Annotated in this window: 14 protein-coding genes and 2 pseudogenes; 11 read left to right on the forward strand and 5 right to left on the reverse strand. The window is 72.4% G+C overall.

Annotated elements, in window-relative coordinates; all coding sequences use genetic code 11:
• Positions 1 to 154 precede the first annotated feature (154 nt).
• The 8 genes and pseudogenes from ACZ5NH_RS26605 to ACZ5NH_RS26640 all read left to right on the forward strand — a co-directional run bounded on the left by ACZ5NH_RS26605 (position 155) and on the right by ACZ5NH_RS26640 (position 8376).
• A complete protein-coding gene (locus tag ACZ5NH_RS26605; protein ID WP_468778662.1) occupies positions 155 to 1492 on the forward strand; it encodes a ferredoxin reductase family protein in 1338 nt (445 codons plus the stop codon).
• A gap of 15 nt (positions 1493 to 1507) precedes the next feature.
• Positions 1508 to 1930 carry an FMN-binding protein gene (locus ACZ5NH_RS26610; protein ID WP_451553894.1) on the forward strand — a complete coding sequence of 141 codons (423 nt, stop codon included), beginning with the start codon at positions 1508 to 1510 and terminating at the stop codon, positions 1928 to 1930.
• Position 1931: 1 nt separating this feature from the next.
• Positions 1932 to 2651: an FAD:protein FMN transferase gene (locus ACZ5NH_RS26615; RefSeq protein WP_468778664.1), complete on the forward strand. Its 720-nt coding sequence runs from the start codon at positions 1932 to 1934 to the stop codon at positions 2649 to 2651.
• 126 nt (positions 2652 to 2777) lie between these two features.
• A pseudogene (locus ACZ5NH_RS26620) lies at positions 2778 to 3893 on the forward strand (ABC transporter ATP-binding protein); the annotation flags it as partial.
• Positions 3894 to 4375: 482 nt separating this feature from the next.
• Entirely contained in the window at positions 4376 to 5029 is a 654-nt protein-coding gene (locus ACZ5NH_RS26625; protein ID WP_388624306.1) for an ABC transporter permease, read from the forward strand.
• A complete protein-coding gene (locus ACZ5NH_RS26630; RefSeq protein ID WP_468778666.1) occupies positions 5026 to 5694 on the forward strand; it encodes an ABC transporter permease in 669 nt (222 codons plus the stop codon). The genes ACZ5NH_RS26625 and ACZ5NH_RS26630 overlap by 4 nt, the downstream gene beginning before the upstream one ends.
• A gap of 114 nt (positions 5695 to 5808) precedes the next feature.
• Complete coding sequence (locus ACZ5NH_RS26635; protein ID WP_468778667.1) at positions 5809 to 6768, forward strand: ABC transporter substrate-binding protein; 960 nt, start codon at positions 5809 to 5811, stop codon at positions 6766 to 6768.
• A 216-nt stretch (positions 6769 to 6984) separates the two neighbouring features.
• The gene (locus ACZ5NH_RS26640) at positions 6985 to 8376 is read left to right on the forward strand and encodes an MFS transporter (RefSeq protein WP_468778669.1); all 1392 of its coding nucleotides are present in this window, start codon (positions 6985 to 6987) and stop codon (positions 8374 to 8376) included.
• 89 nt (positions 8377 to 8465) lie between these two features.
• Here the strand turns inward: ACZ5NH_RS26640 and ACZ5NH_RS26645 are convergent, their stop codons facing one another.
• Together ACZ5NH_RS26645 and ACZ5NH_RS26650 are read right to left on the reverse strand one after the other, a co-directional pair.
• The gene (locus ACZ5NH_RS26645; protein ID WP_468778671.1) at positions 8466 to 9458 is read right to left on the reverse strand and encodes an Lrp/AsnC family transcriptional regulator; all 993 of its coding nucleotides are present in this window, start codon (positions 9456 to 9458) and stop codon (positions 8466 to 8468) included.
• A 29-nt stretch (positions 9459 to 9487) separates the two neighbouring features.
• Positions 9488 to 9943 carry a tellurite resistance TerB family protein gene (locus ACZ5NH_RS26650; protein WP_388624291.1) on the reverse strand — a complete coding sequence of 152 codons (456 nt, stop codon included), beginning with the start codon at positions 9941 to 9943 and terminating at the stop codon, positions 9488 to 9490.
• Between the two features lie 230 nt (positions 9944 to 10173).
• On the opposite strand from ACZ5NH_RS26650, the pseudogene ACZ5NH_RS26655 reads away from it, so the two are divergent.
• Positions 10174 to 10703 (forward strand): annotated as a pseudogene (locus ACZ5NH_RS26655) (P-type ATPase actuator domain-containing protein); the annotation flags it as partial.
• Between the two features lie 181 nt (positions 10704 to 10884).
• On the opposite strand, the gene ACZ5NH_RS26660 reads toward ACZ5NH_RS26655, so the two are convergent.
• Together ACZ5NH_RS26660 and ACZ5NH_RS26665 are read right to left on the reverse strand one after the other, a co-directional pair.
• Positions 10885 to 11346: a DUF6114 domain-containing protein gene (locus tag ACZ5NH_RS26660; protein WP_468778673.1), complete on the reverse strand. Its 462-nt coding sequence runs from the start codon at positions 11344 to 11346 to the stop codon at positions 10885 to 10887.
• A gap of 5 nt (positions 11347 to 11351) precedes the next feature.
• Positions 11352 to 12074 carry a DUF6230 family protein gene (locus ACZ5NH_RS26665; RefSeq protein ID WP_468778775.1) on the reverse strand — a complete coding sequence of 241 codons (723 nt, stop codon included), beginning with the start codon at positions 12072 to 12074 and terminating at the stop codon, positions 11352 to 11354.
• Between the two features lie 591 nt (positions 12075 to 12665).
• Here ACZ5NH_RS26665 and ACZ5NH_RS26670 point away from each other — a divergent pair.
• Entirely contained in the window at positions 12666 to 13319 is a 654-nt protein-coding gene (locus ACZ5NH_RS26670) for a Tat pathway signal sequence domain protein (protein WP_468778675.1), read from the forward strand.
• Positions 13320 to 13349: 30 nt separating this feature from the next.
• On the opposite strand, the gene ACZ5NH_RS26675 is transcribed toward ACZ5NH_RS26670, so the two are convergent.
• Positions 13350 to 14165, reverse strand: a complete 816-nt coding sequence (locus ACZ5NH_RS26675) for a lytic polysaccharide monooxygenase (protein ID WP_468778677.1) — start codon at positions 14163 to 14165, stop codon at positions 13350 to 13352.
• Between the two features lie 437 nt (positions 14166 to 14602).
• On the opposite strand from ACZ5NH_RS26675, the gene ACZ5NH_RS26680 reads away from it, so the two are divergent.
• Positions 14603 to 15250 (forward strand): ScbR family autoregulator-binding transcription factor, encoded by a 648-nt coding sequence (locus tag ACZ5NH_RS26680; RefSeq protein ID WP_388624271.1) that lies wholly within the window; start codon positions 14603 to 14605, stop codon positions 15248 to 15250.
• The last annotated feature ends 1 nt before the right edge of the window (position 15251 follow it).

Consider the following 15251-nt stretch of genomic DNA (forward strand, 5'->3'; position numbering starts at 1 on the left):
CGTGGCCACCGGGCCGGCGCCACCCGTCCGGCCGCGTCCGAGCTGCCGGCTCCCACCGGCCGCATCAATACTCAGGTGAAAGTCGTCCGGCAGGAAGTCGACAGCGTCCGCGGGCGAAGCTCGTCACCCAGGAGCCGATCAAGGAGCCACGTCCGTGACGACCCTCCAGACCCGTCCCGCATCCCCCGCGACGATCCGCCCCAAGGCCGTGGCCCGCACCGGCCTGTACACCCTGCTAGCCGCCAACGCGGCCGTCGTGGCCTGGTTCTTCGTCCAGGCCGGATTCGCCTCCAACCCCCTGATCGTGCTCGGCCGCCTCTGCGGTCTGTACGGCGCCCTCCTCATGGCCTTCCAGCTGCTGCTGGTGGCCCGGCTGCCCTGGCTGGACCGCCGGATCGGCATGGACCGGCTGACCTCCTGGCACCGCCGCACCGGCTTCGGCATCCTGTGGACCCTGCTCACGCATGCCGTGTTCATCACCTTCGGCTACGCCCAGGCGTCCGCCATGGACCCGGTGAGCCAGATCGTGAACCTCGCCGAGACCGTCGAGGGCGTGCTGCGCGCGATCGTCGCGCTCGCGCTGATCGTCGTGGTCGGCGCGGTCTCCGGCCGCTGGGCGCGCCGCCGACTCGCCTACGAGACCTGGCACTTCATCCACATGTACACCTACGCCGCGGTGGTCCTCGCCTTCACCCACCAGGTCGCGGCCGGTACGACCTTCACCTCCTCGCCCCTCGCGCGGACGTACTGGTACACGCTGTGGGGCTGCGCCCTCGGCTCGCTGCTCGTGGGCCGGCTGATGCTGCCGCTGTGGCGGAACCTGCGGCACCGGTTGCGGGTCTCGGCGGTCGTCCCGGAGTCCGACGACGTCGTCTCCGTCTACATCACCGGCCGCGACCTGGACCGGCTGCCCGCCCGGGCCGGCCAGTTCTTCCTCTGGCGGTTCCTCACCCGGGACCGCTGGTGGCAGGCGAACCCGTTCTCCCTGTCCGCCGCCCCCGACGGCCGCATCCTGCGGCTCACCGCCAAGGCGTCCGGCGACGGCAGCGCCGCACTGCGGCACCTCAAGCCCGGCACCCGCGTCTTCGCCGAGGGCCCCTACGGCGCCTTCACCACGCTGCACCGCACCCGCCCGGAGTCCGTGCTGATCGCCGGCGGCGTCGGCGTCACGCCCATCCGGGCACTGCTGGAGGACCTGGACGGGCACGCCGTGGTCATCTACCGGGTGACCACCGACCGCGACGCCGTCCTCTACGACGAGCTGAGCGACCTCGCCCTCACCAAGGGCGCCGAGCTGCACCTGGTGACCGGACCGGTCCTCCCGGACCGGCTCGCCCCGCCCGAACTGGAGCGGCTCGTACCCGACATCGGGCAACGGGACGTTTTCCTGTGCGGGCCGCCCGGCATGATGTCCGCCGTGCTGCGCAGCCTGGCCGAGCTGGGCGTGCCCAAGCGGCAGATCCACTTCGAGCGCTTCAGCCTCGCGGGCTGAGAGAGGGCGTCGACCGTGAAGCGAGCCATTCCCGTCTTCGTCCTGACCGTCGCCGGCCTGGTACCGGTGTGGCGCTACCACCCGTCGACCGGGGCCGTCGAGACCGCACAGCCCGCGGCGACGCCGAGTACCGCGCCCTCCACCGCCTCGTCCGCCGCGCCCTCCGCGCCGTCGGCCTCGAAGGTCGTCCCGGGCACCGCGGTGAGCACCACGAAGGGCGTGTTCCAGGTGGAGGTGACCTTCCGGGGCGACCGGATCGCCTCCGTGCGGATGCTCCAGGCGCCCCACCATCCGCAGACCCGGTGGGCCGTACCGGAGCTGATCGCGGAGACGCTCAAGGCGCAGAGCGCGCACATCGACACGGTGTCCGGGGCCACGATCACGAGCCAGGGATACCGGGCGTCCCTCCAGGCCGCGCTCGACGCCAAGGGCTCCTGACGTGCGACGTGTCGAGCACCTCATGGGTCTCCCGGTCTCCCTGCGGATCGACGACGAGGGCGACTTCGGCGCGGCCGCGGACGAGGCCTTCGCCTGGCTGCGCCAGGTCGACGCCCGCTTCAGCCCGTTCAGGCCGGGGAGCGAGGTGTCCCGGTACGGGCGCGGCGAGTTGGCAGACGGCGAGCTGAGCCCGGACCTGACGGAGGTGCTCGGCCTGGGCGAGCGGTACCGGGCCGCCACCGGCGGTGCCTTCGACGTGCGGCTGCCCGGCCGGGGGTTCGATCCCTGCGCGGTGGTCAAGGGCTGGTCGGTGCAGCGGGCGGCCGGGCTGCTGGCGGCTGCCGGGGCGCGGCGGTTCTGCCTCAACGCCGGTGGTGACGTGGTGGTCTCCGGCGGGCCCTGGCGGGTCGGGATACGGCATCCGGAACAGGCCGACCGGGTCTGTGCCGTGCTGGCGGTCACCGACGCGGCCGTGGCCACCTCGGGGCGGTACGAGCGCGGTGACCACATCCTCGACGGCCGCACGGGACGCCCCGCGACGGAGCTGCTCAGCCTCACCGTGGTGGCCCCGACCCTGACCGAGGCGGACGTGACCGCCACGGCCGCCTTCGCGCTGGGCGCCCACGGGCCGGCCTGGGCCGCCGCCCGCCCCGGCTGTGAGGTGTTCGCGGTCGACGCGGCACGCGGCGTGCTGCGCACACCGGGACTTCCGGTGGTCTGAAGGGCCGCTCGCCCGCCAGAACGCTGAAACACTCGCGGTCTAGACTCTCCCCGCAACGGCCTGCGCACCGACGACCGTGGCCGAAAGCGGGCGGAAATCCGCCAAACCCGAAGGGCATTCGGCGTTTTGATACGGATAGAGTCAGTCACGAAGCGGTATCCGGACGGCACGGTCGCGGTCGACCGGCTGTCGCTGGAGATACCCGACCGCGCGATCACCGTCCTCGTCGGACCCTCCGGCTGCGGCAAGACGACGACCCTGCGGATGATCAACCGGATGGTGGAGCCCACCGAGGGCAGCATCCTCCTCGACGGCACGGACATCCGGCAGCAGCCGGTCAACACCCTGCGCCGCTCGATGGGTTACGTCATCCAGAACGCCGGACTCTTCCAGCACCGCACCATCCTCGACAACATCGCCACCGTGCCCCGGCTGCTGGGCTGGAGCAAGCAGAAGGCCCGTGCGAGAGCGGCCGAGCTGATGGAGCGGGTCGGGCTCGACACCGCGCTCGCCAAGCGCTACCCGTACCAGCTCTCCGGCGGTCAGCAGCAGCGCGTCGGCGTGGCCCGGGCGCTCGCCGCCGACCCGCCGGTGCTGCTGATGGACGAGCCGTTCTCCGCGGTCGACCCGGTGGTGCGCAAGGGGCTCCAGGACGAACTGCTGCGCATCCAGGACGAGCTGGGCAAGACGATCGTCTTCGTCACGCACGACATCGACGAGGCGATCAAGCTCGGCACGATGGTCGCCGTCCTGCGCACCGGCGGCCGGCTCGCCCAGTTCGCCCCGCCCGCCGACCTGCTCAGCGCGCCCGCCGACGCCTTCGTGGAGGACTTCCTCGGGGCCGACCGCGGCATCCGCCGGCTGTCCTTCTTCCCGTCCGCCGGGCTGGAGTTGCAAACCGGGCCGATCGTGGGCGTCGACGCGGACGCCGGCCGGCTCGCCGCCCACGCCGACGCCCCCTACCTCCTCGTCACCGACCCCGACGGCAGACCGCTCGGCTGGAGCGAGCCCGGCCGGCTCACCGCCGGGGCCGTCGACCGGGAGCAACTCCTCGACCACGGGCGGCCGTTCGTGCCCGGCAGGGACTCGCTGCGCACCGCGCTCGACGGGGCGGTGCTCTCGCCGACCGGCTGGGCCGTCGCGGTGGACGGCGAGGGACGCGCCGTCGGTGTCGTCTCCCAGCAGGTCATCGGCGAGGCCATCCGCGCCGCGCACAGCCGCGTCGCGACCGGCACCGACACCGAGCACGGCCGACCAGCGGCCGGAACCGGCACCGGCACCGTACCTGCCCAGTCCGAGTACGACACCGGCACCGCACCCGGCCAGGCGGCGGGCGACACCGGCGCCGTACCTGGCCAGGCGGCGACGGACGCCGATGCCGCGCCGGGCCAGGCGGTGGAGGACGCCGATGCCGCGCCGGGCCAGGCGGCGACGGACGCCGATGCCGCGCCGGGCCAGGCGGTGGAGGACGCCGATGCCGCGCCGGGCCAGGCGGTGGAGGACGCCGATGCCGCAGCTGGCGAGGCCGCGGAGGACGCCGATGCCGCACCTGCCAAAGTCGCGGACGACACCGGCGCCGCACCCGGCCAGGCAGCGGATGACACCGATGCCGTACCTGCCCAGGCGGCGGGCGACACCGGCGCCGCACCCGGCCAGGGCGCGGACGACAGCGGCGCCATGCCCGGTCGGGGCACGGACGGCGACGTCGATCTCAAGGCCGGCCGATGAACGGTTTCTTCGACCTTCCGAGCGATCTCCAGCACAGCTATCTCGGGCTCGTCGGCCTGCATGTGCGCGAGGGCCTGCTGCCGGTGCTGGCCGCGCTGCTCGTCGCGCTGCCCGTGGCCCAGCTCTGCGTGCGCTTCCGCTGGGTCTACCCACCCGTCCTCGGTATCACCACCGTGCTCTACTCCATCCCGTCGCTGGCCCTCTTCGTCGTCCTCATCGACTACTTCGGGCAGAGCGAGACCACGGTGATGATCCCGCTCGCGGTCTACAGCCTGGTGGTGCTGGTGCCGGGCATCGTGGACGGCGTCCGGTCGGTGCCGCAGGAGACCCTGGCCGCCGCGCAGGCCATGGGCTTCGGCCCGGTACGCCGGTACCTCCAGGTGCAGTTGCCCATAGCCGCCCCCGCGATCATCGCGGGCCTGCGGGTGGCCGTGGTCTCCAGCCTCTCCCTGGTCAGCGTCGGCATGCTCATCGGCAACCAGGGCGCGCTCGGCAACATGCTCAACGACGCCACCACCTACCACCGGCCCGCCCTGGCCGTCAACTCGGTGCTGACGACCGCGCTGCTGGGCATCCTCGCCGACGCCCTGCTGGTCCTCGTCCGCCGCCTGCTCACCCCCTGGATGCCGAGGAAGGGTGCCACCCGGTGAACGTCCTGAACTTCGCACACGCCTTCTTCAGCGACAGCGCCCACTGGCACGGCTACGACGGCATCCCCACCCGGCTCGCCGAACACGTCAGGTACTCCCTGGAAGCACTGCTGTTCGCCGCCCTGATCGGACTGCCCGTCGGCCTGGTCACCGGCCACTACGGCCGCGGCGGCAACGCCCTCGCGCTGATCGCCACCGCGGGCCGGGCCCTGCCGAGCTTCGGTCTCCTGGTCCTGATGTTCATCTGGATCGGCTTCGGCCTGCTGCCGGTGATGATCCCGCTGGTCGTGCTCGCCGTACCGCCGATCCTGGTCACCACCTACGAGGCGATCCGCTCCGTCGACCCCTCGCCGGTGGACGCGGCCCGGGGCATGGGCATGCCCGAGGCGCGGGTGCTGTTCCAGGTGGAGCTGCCGGTCGCGCTCCCGCTGATCCTGAGCGGCCTGCGCACGGCGGCCATCCAGATCGTCTCCACCGCCACCATCGCCGCCTACGTCAGCCTCGGCGGACTCGGCCGGTACATCATCGACGGGCTCTACCAGAGGAACTATGAGAAGGTGGTCGGCGGCGCCACCCTGGTCGCGGGACTGGCCCTGGCCACCCTCCTGATCTTCTGGGCGGCCTCCCGGATCACCGTTTCGCCGGGGGTGCGGCGGAGCAGCTGACGCCCGCCGGTCGCCGCGGGCCGGCGGGCCGTGCCCCCAAGTGAGCGCAGATCGAGGCCAATCGGTGATCTGCGGCCCTTGACTGACCGAGAACCGGCTGGATTGGATCGGTGGGTGACTTCCAACAACCACATCAGCAGGTCCATCCGGAGGAACCGAGGCGCGGCGGTGGTCGCCCTCGCGGCGGCGACGGCTCTGCTGGCGGGCTGTTCCTCCAACGACAAGTCCGGCGGCAACCCGCTGACGGACAGCAAGGCGAGCGGCGGCACCGTGGTCGTCGGATCCAACAACTTCCCCGAGAGCACCCTGCTCGCCGACATCTACGGCGAGGCCCTCAAGACCAAGGGAATCAAGGTCAGTTACAAGCCGAACATCGGCAGCCGCGAGACCACCTACGGGCTGATCAAGAACGGTTCCATCAACGTGCTGCCCGAGTACAACGGCGCGCTGCTGGCCTACCTCGATCCCAAGGCCAAGCCGACGACGGCCGAGGCCACCACGACGGCCATCGAGGCCAAGCTCGACTCCAAGCTGACCCTGCTCCAGCCGGCGGCGGCGGAGTCCAAGGACTCCGTGACGCTCAACGCGGCCACCGCGAACAAGTACCACCTCACCGAGAAGTCGACCATCGCCGATCTGAAGGACATCGCGAAGGACCTGGTCATCGGCGCCTCGCCGGAGTTCCAGACCCGGCAGCAGGGCCTGCTCGGCCTGAAGTCGGTCTACGGCCTTCAGTTCAAGTCGTTCAAGGCGCTCGACGCGGGCGGCCCGCTCACCCAGGCCGCGCTGCAGAAGAACGCCGTGCAGGCCGCGGACATCTTCACCACGGACTCGACCATCTCCAAGGAGAAGTTCGTCGTCCTGCAGGACCCGAAGAACCTCTTCGGCTTCGAGAACGTCCAACCGCTCGTCGACAAGGGAGCCCTGTCCCAGAAGGGCGTCGACGCGCTGAACGCGGTCTCGGCCAAGCTCGACACCGCGACCCTGCTGAACCTGGACACCCAGGTACAGGTCCAGGGCAAGGACCCGCTGGACGTGGCCAAGACCTGGCTGCAGTCCGCCGGTCTCGCCTGACGTCCCTCGGTACGACCCCGCACAGCCGACGCGGGTGCCCCCGAAGACCGGGAGCACCCGCGTCCTGCTGTGGGATTTCTTCACCAACAGCGCGGCCGATGCAAGAAATCCGCATGCACACCGCTCCCGCTGGAGCCCCGCTCCCTCGCTCTCGCACGCTGGCCCCGGGCCGGCCCCGGCCCCCGCACCGAGCGCGAGAGGAACAGCTGAACACCCATGACCACAGCACACGTGGCTGTCGCCGCCCCGTACCGCAGGCGGTGGCCCGCCCTGGCCGCCCTGCTCCTCGGCGAGGCGATGAACCTGCTGGACGCGACCGTCGTACAGGTGGCCGCGCCCGCCGTCCATGCCGACCTGGGCGGGCCGCTCTCCGACGTCCAGTGGTTCGGCGCCGCCTACACCCTGCCGTTCGCCGTGCTGCTCCTCACCGGCGGGCGGCTCGGGGACATCGCGGGCCGGCGCCGTATGTTCGTCCTCGGCGTCACGCTGTTCACGGCGGCGTCCATGGCCTGCGCGCTGGCGCCGTCCCCCGGGCTGCTCATCGCCTTCCGGGCGGTGCAGGGTGCCGCGGCGGCGCTGATCATCCCGCAGACCATCGGGCTGATCAAGGCGATGTTCTCGGGTGAGGAGACGGCGAAGGCGCTGGGCAGCATCGGACCGGTGATGGGCCTCGCCGCGGTCTGCGGACCCGTCGTCGGCGGCGTGCTGACCCACGCCGACCTGTTCGGCTCGTCCTGGCGGTCCGCGTTCCTGGTGAACGTGCCGGTGGCCGCGGTGGTGCTGGCCCTCGCCCGCAACCTGCCGGAGAACCGTGCCCCGCACCGCCCGTCCCTCGACTGGCCCGGCACCGCACTGGCCGCCCTCGGCACCGGGCTCCTGGTGTACCCGCTGATCGGCGGTAACCTCCGCCAACTGCGCGTCCTCGACTGGCTGTTGCTCGGTGGCGGGCTGCTCGTGCTCGGCAGCTTCGCCCTGCACCAGCGGCGTACGGCCCGCCCGCTGCTGGAGCCCAGCCTGTTCACCCGCCGCGGTTTCCCGGCCGCCCTCGTCACCTCCACGGCCTTCTTCGCGGTGACCAACGGGCTGACCGTCGTGGTCGTCCTTCAGCTCCAACTCGACGCAGGCACAGGCGTGTTGGCTTCCGGGCTGAGTCTGCTGCCGTGGTCCGCCGGGCTCGCCCTCGCCTCCTGGTTGGCGGGGTCGCGGCTGGTTCGGCGGGACGGGCGGCGGGTCATGCCGTACGGGCTCGGGCTGCTGCTGGCCGGACTGCTCGCCGCCGCGGCCGCGTACCGGACGACCACGCCGGGGCACTACCCGGCCGCGCTGCTGCCGGCCCTCGCCCTGGTCGGCCTCGGCGCCGGCCTGTTCACTCCCGCCTTCTTCACCCTCGCCCTGCGCCCCCTGCGTCCCCAGGAGGTCGGCTCGGCGGCCGGACTGCTCAACGCGGTACAGCAGCTGGGCGCCACGCTGGGGGTGGCGGTCCTCGGCAGCGCGTACCTGGCGGGGACCGGCCCGAGCGCACCCCAGGGCGCGTGCTGGGTGGCGGCGGGGCTGCTGGGGGTGGCCTGGGCGGCGAGCGCGCGGGTGGGGACGGGGGAGGGAGCCTAGGCACCCGGAAGGGGTGCGAGGCTGTGTCGGTGTACGGCTCCGCCGCGTGGGCGCGAGCAACCCACCCGCTCGCGCAGCCGCGTAGGGCCTCAACCACCCCGCCGGGTGGGCGCCACCCGGTACCCGGCCTTCAGCACCGGACTCGCCGCCTTCAGCGTGCGCAGCACCGGGCTGGTCTCCAGCGCGTCGATCTCCCGGAGCGCCCCGAGCCGCCGGGTGAGATACCGGTGCAGATCGGCCGGGTCGCGGCACAGCGCCTGGGCGACCAGATTCGTGCGGCCGGTGGTCGCGGCCACGAAGGCCAGCTCGTCATGGCCGGCCAGGGCGAGCGCGACCCGCTCCAGGTGCGCCGGGCGCACCGACAGCCACAGCAGGGCCCGGGTGTGGACGCCGAAGAGCCCGGCGTCCACCTCCACGTCGAAGAACAGGGCGCCCGACGCGCGCAGTTCGGCCAGCCGCCGGGCCACGGTCACCGGTGACCAGCCGGTCGCGCGGGCCAGATCCCCCTGCCCGGCCCGCCCGTCCCGCTCCAGCGCCGCGAGCAACTCGGCGTCCTCCGGGCCGGGTTGCCGTACTCCCTCGGCGCTCTCCCGGTACTCCAGCGCCGCCTGCTGCCGCTCGTCGAGGGCCTGGGCGCTGCGCCGCCAGTTGGCGGGGCCGCCCAGGTAGGTGTGCAGCAGGCAGTGCGCGGAGACGGCCGTGATGCCGCCGGTGCGCGGGACGTCGTGCAGCAGGAGGGAGCCGGGGGAGGCGTCCTCGGCCGGGGCGTGGATCACCGCCGTGATCTCGGTGCCCCCCGAAGTCAGCTTCACCCAGGACGTGTCCGGCCGCCGCACCAGTGCCCCGGCGATGTCCTGCGCCGAGCGCGCCGTCGCCGTCAGCCGGACCAGCCACTGGGCGCGGCCCGCCCGGTCCGGGTCGGCGAGGCCCACCACGCGCAGCCCGGCCTCGGTACGCAGCCGGCGGTAGCGACGGGCCACGGTCTGCGCCGAGACCCCGAGCGCCTCGGCGATCCTGCTGAACGGCGCCCGGCCGTCCAGATGCAGGGCGTGGATGAGGGCACGGTCGAGATCGTCGAGCATGCCCCCATCCTCGCGCGCTCCCGGTCGGCTCAGAGGTCGAACTCGTGCGGCGGCAGGTCCAGCGTGTAGCACGCCTCGCGCACCACGGCCTGCTCGGTCTTGTCGAAGTCGCCGTCCGCGCCGCCGATCACGATGCCGATCTGGATCACGGCGCGCGCCTCGGCCGGCTTCTTCTTCGCCTTGGCGATCTCCTGCAGCACGCTCACCTTGCCGAAGGCGAAGTCGGTCGTCAGCTTGTTCAGGCTCTCCTCGAAGCGGCGCCTGAGGTCGTCCGCCGGGAAGTTCTGCAACACCTCGTTCGTCGCGATGAGCTGGGCCACCCGCTGCCGCTCCGAGGGGTCCACGGTGCCGTCGGCGGCGGCCACGAGCGCGCACATCGCCATGCTCGCATCGCGGAACGCGCCGCTCTTCAGGTCGTTCTTCTTCGCCACCAACTGGGTCTGCATCTGCGACGCCGACTCCTTGACGCGGTCCCACAGGGCCATGCGCACTCCTCGTATCGCTCGTGATCCTCGGACGGGTGCCCCCTCTGCGCACCGGCCGCAGCTTCTACAGCACCGTGGAAACTCCTGGGACCACCGGGAAGTTCCTGCCGCCGCCAGGTGTACTTCGTGGACGCCGCCGGACAGGCCGCCGTCGTCGACGTCGTGCGCCCCCTCGTCGGCCGGGCTCGCCGAACGGGCCGCGGACGTACCGGCCCCGGCCCGCGGCCTCCGTGGCCTGTGAGCCGTCGACGGCCCGGTGGGCGGACCCGGGACCGGACCGTCGAGCGGGTACGTCGCTCCAGGTGCTGCGGCATCTGGACACCGGCCCGCGCGGACTCACCGACGCCGAGGCGGCCGCCCGGCTCGCCACCCACGGCGAGAACGCGCGCTCCGCCCGCACATCCTCTCCCCGCTCCGGCGCTGTCTGCGGGGCCTTCGCGACCCCTTGGTAGCCCTCAGCTGTGCGCTGCGCGCGGCCGGCGAGCGGCGCGCCGACCGCTCGCCCGCCGCCCTGCGCGAACTCGTCGCCGGTACGGCCACCGTGCTGCGCCGCACCGACGACACCGCCGCCCCGCGCGCCCACGAGGTCCCGGTGGCCGACCTGGTCCCCGGCGACGTCGTACCGCTCGGCCCGGGCGACCTCGTGCCCGCCGACGTACGACTGCTGCGCCCCCCGGTGACGGTGTCCGAGTCCGCGCTCACCGGCGAGTCCGCGCCCGTGGCCAAGGCCGCCGCCGATCTGCCGGAGCCGCTCGCCGGGCTCGGCATGACCGCCCTGCCCGCGCCGTACCACCTGCTGCTCGCCGCGGTCCTCGGGCTGTGCGCCCTGGCCCTCGCCGTGGCCACGACCCGCCACGCGCGGGGCCGGCCGTGATGCGCACCGCCCGAGCGCTGGGCAAGTCCATGCGCATCCTCAAGAGCGAGGCGAAGGAGCCCGCTCGTCAGGCCGGCAGGCCCTCCGCACCCTCGGCCCCTGCGGCCGGTGCATGCGCCGCCGCCTTCGCCTGCGTCCGGCGTCGGCGGCGGCTGACGCGCGGTTCCTGGTCGGGGAGCCAGCCGAAGGCGAGGCAGCTGCCGGTCACGCCCAGCAGGAGGCCGATGAAGAAGCCGCCCAGGTTGGACGTGACCCAGCTGCTCAGGGAGAGCAGGACCCCGGTGATGGAGTAGAACAGCCGCTGCGTCGGGTTGAAGAGGATCAGCAGGCCCAGCAGCGCCATCAGCGTCGGCAGCAGATAGCCGGCCACCCCCTGCATGCCGATGTGCATCACGACCTTCAGCGAGGCCTTCTCGGTGAGCAGGATCTCGCCCCCGGCCAGCGCGAGCAGCAGCCCGCCCCAGAACGGCCGGCGGGCCCGCCAGCCACGGAAGGCGGCCCGCGCTCCCCGGCGTGGACGGTCGGCCACCGCGATCAGCAACCCGAGTCGCTGAAGCGGAGCTTGAGACCGGGAAGCTTGAACACACCGGCGGTCGTCGCGTAGTTGGTCTGCCGCAGGTTGGCGATGTGCACGGTGTCGGCCTGCTGGCTGAACACACCGATCGGGCCCTTCACGCCGGCCTTGGTCAGCGTGCTGGCGTCGTTGCCGATCTCGATGTTGTTGAACGCGGCGTCGCCGGACAGCTGCGTGGAGTCCGTGGTCAGTTGGCTCGCCTGCACCTTGTCCGCGCCGGCGCCCGCCGTGATCAGCATGTTGGTGCCGCCGAGGTCGACGCTCTGGCACAGATGGTCGAGCGTGGCGTTCTTGATGGCGGAGGTCACCACGAGCTCCTGGCCCCCGGTGTCCCCGGCGTTCGGGCTGCCGTCGGCCATGTTGTCGAGGCCGCCGAACTGCTCGAAACCGGTTCCGTTCAGTTCCGTCGCGGTGACCGTGAACGGCATGCCGGAGATCGCGAACTGCACACCCAGCGCCCCCTGGGCGGTGAGTACCGCGAGACCGGCGGCTATCAGGGTGGCGGGTACGGCCATCACCGCGGCCCGGCGGGCCCGGACCCGGCCCCGTCTCTCGCCGGTGGCGGTCCCGGCCGTGTGCGGTGCTCCGGAGGCTGCCAAGGATCCGGAGGCTTCGGAGGGCGAACCGTTTCCCGGGTTCTCGGGGGTGTTTCCGACGGACGAGACGTCCGGGGACGAGGCCATGTCTGCTCCCAGGGGCATGGATCAATGCGGGTTGGGCTTCAGCGGCGCGGTGTCCTGGCGCGGACAGCGACTGTCGCGTACGCCTCCTCACACCCCGGCGGAGCAAGGGCTTTCTCGTTACGCGTCAGTAGCCTGCGAGGAAGTTACCGCCGGTTACTTCAGGGGGTCAAGGCGGATGTGAAAAAAGAGTGTCGGATGTGCCCGAGCTGCGATCGCACCCTACAACTCCCCTTGCAGCGCTTGACGTTGATGGTTGATCAGGTCTACAACTTCCCCTGTTTTCACGGATCCGTGGCGCCGGATCCGCCGAGCGGCACCGGATGCGTTTCCCGGCGTCTCGCGCCGACCGCTCATCGCGGCCGAAAGAAACCGTTCACCTCAGTGCGGCACCGCACGGCCCCTTCCCCCGGCCGTGCCGGCCGCCCCCTGCCGGCCCGGCCGAAGGCCTTCCCCCGAGGCCTTCGGCCGGTGCCCGGACCGCCGCCGTCGCCGGACCGTCGCGTACGGAGAAGGCGCACGGCCCTGCGCCGGCGGCACCGCCACCCCCCATCCCCACCTCACCCGGACCCCACCCAGGAAAGAGGCACCCGCATGCGTACGCGATCCCTTCTCGCCCTCGCCGGCACCGCCACCGCACTCGCCCTCGCGGTCGCCGCCCCCGCCTCCGCCGACGGCAGCGCCGTCCTCACCACCGGCAGCGCGGGCGGCACCGCCGTCGCGACCGGCGACACCCTCACCGCGCCGCTGGCCTCCGGGACGTCGGCCACGCTCTACTCCAGCGCGACCGGCACCAGCGGCGTCACCTGCAAGACCTCCCAGTTCACCGCCACGGTCACGGGCAACCCGACCGCCCCCGGCCCGGCCACCGAGTCCGTCACCGGGCACACCTTCGACAGCAGCTCCTGCACCAGCAACGTCACCGGCGTCCTCGGCGTCAGCAGCATCACCGTCGACAACCTGCCCTACACGGCGACGGTCGCCTCCGACGGCACCCTCACCGTCTCACCGGCGAGCGGCTCCACCATCCAGACCACGGTCAAGCTGCGCACCCTGCTGGGCTCCATCACCTGCGTCTACCAGGCGCCCTCCCTGACCGGGAAGGCCGACAACACCGACAACAGCATCAGTTTCACCAACCAGCAGTTCACCAAGACCTCGGGCTCGTCGCTGTGCTTCTCCAGCGGCTACTTCACCGCCAAGTACGCGCCCGTGACGGACGGCGGCACCCCGGTCTACGTCAACTGAGCCGTCAACCGGACTGCGGCAGCGCCGAGTTCAGCGACGCCGCAGCCGTACGGCGAGGGCGACGCCTCCGGTGAGCACCAGCACCGCGGCGGCGCCGCCCGCCAGCGCGGGCGCCGAGGGGCCCGTCTCCCGGGTGGCCTGCCCGCCCGCGGCGGAAGCCGGACCTGCCGAGACGGCAGGTCCGGCTTCCGCCGTCCCCGCCCCCTTCGCCGCGAAGACCACGTCGGAACAGGAGTAGTAGGTGTCCGGCGTGCTGCTGTTCTGCCATATGGTGTACAGCACCTGACGCCCCGTCCGGTCCTTCGGGAGTGTCGCGGCGATGTGGTACGCCCCGCCGCGCAGCGGTGGATCGGTGACCTGCGCGAAGGGCCGCTCCGGCAGCTCGGACCAGGTGAGCGGTTTCGACGGGTCGTAGCCGGGCTCGGTCAGGTACAGCCGGAACGTGCCCGTGTGCGCGATCGTCGAGGCGTATGTCATCGTCAGTCTGCCGCCGGGTGTCAGCCGGGTCGCCGGCCAGTCCCGCCGCGCCAGGTCCAGGCCCCGGTACGCCGGAAGGTTGCCGCTGCACAGTCTGCCGTCCGGGATCACCTGCCGGTCACGGCCGTTCACCCCGGCCACGCGCAGGTTGTCCCACGCGGTGAAGGGAGCGCCGTTCGCCGCGACGGCCGCCCGGCAGGCCGCCGAGCGGCCGGCGTCGCCGCCCTCAGGGGAGCAGGCGTAGACCCGGCTGACCGGATCCGTGGGGGCCCCGTGCGCCTGGGCGGACCCCGCCGCCCACGACAGGAGCAGGAGCGGGGCCGCGGCTACGGCCACCGTGACGCTCGGGCGGGCGGTCATCCGGGTCATCCGGGATGTCTCCTCGGCGGGCGCGGGAACGGGGTCTGCGCGGTCCAGTACGGCGCAGGCGTTCCCCGCGTTCAGCCGGACCGGCGCATCGATGGCCCGGGGGGGGTGCGAAACCACCGACCGGTACGGACGTTTCGCGCCTGATTCGCGACCCCGTTGAGGAGCCGGCGGTCGTCCTCGTATCGTGGCGATCATGGGTCCGGCACCCGCCGCCCCGCGGCTGCCGAGGACAGCCGGGCAAGGAAGGGGGGAACCGTTCTGGTCTCGTCGTTCACGGACCGCTGGGGGCCCGCCCGATGCCGGATCCGCCGATGACACGTGTCCCGACGCCGGCCCGCACCCCGGACTGCCGCTGCCGGACAGTGAGTTATCGTGTGCAAGGGGTCAAAAACAAACCGCATGTCCCGTTCGTACGAGTCGCGAGGAGGGGTCCCAGGATGGCGAGGCAGTTACGCGCCGAACAGACCCGGGCAACGATCATCACGGCCGCCGCCGATCTGTTCGACCGGCAGGGCTACGAGTCCACGAGCCTGAGCGACATCGTCGCGCACGCGAAGGTCACCAAGGGGGCGTTGTACTTCCACTTCGCCGCCAAGGAGGACCTCGCCCACGCCATCCTCGAACTCAACGCGGGCGCCGCGAAAGCGCTTGTCGCCGAGGTCGAGAGCCGCGGCTACTCCTCGCTGGAAGGCCTGATGCGCGCCACGTTCGGGATCGCCAGACTCGCCGTGGAGGACCCCGTGCCGCGCGCCGCGCTCCGCCTCGCCACCGCCGGCGTCGCCGTACGGCCGCCCCTGCGGCACCCGTTCACCGAATGGCTGGAGTTCGCCAACCGGAAGTTCCACGGGGCCGTCAGGGAGTCCGATGTGCACGGCGATCTCGACATCGGCATCGTCGCGCACTCCCTGGTCTCCTTCTTCGTCGGCACCCGGGTCGCGGGCCGCTCACTCGAACCGGTAGGACGGCTTCCGCGCCGGGTCGCCGAGATGTGGCACCTCCTGATCCGGGGCCTGGTCCCGGTCCACCGCCGCCCCCGCTACGTCACCCTCGCCACGCAGCTGGAGCGGGAGATCAGAACCGCCTGAC

It is taken from the genome of Streptomyces sp. NPDC031426 (genome assembly GCF_055581585.1).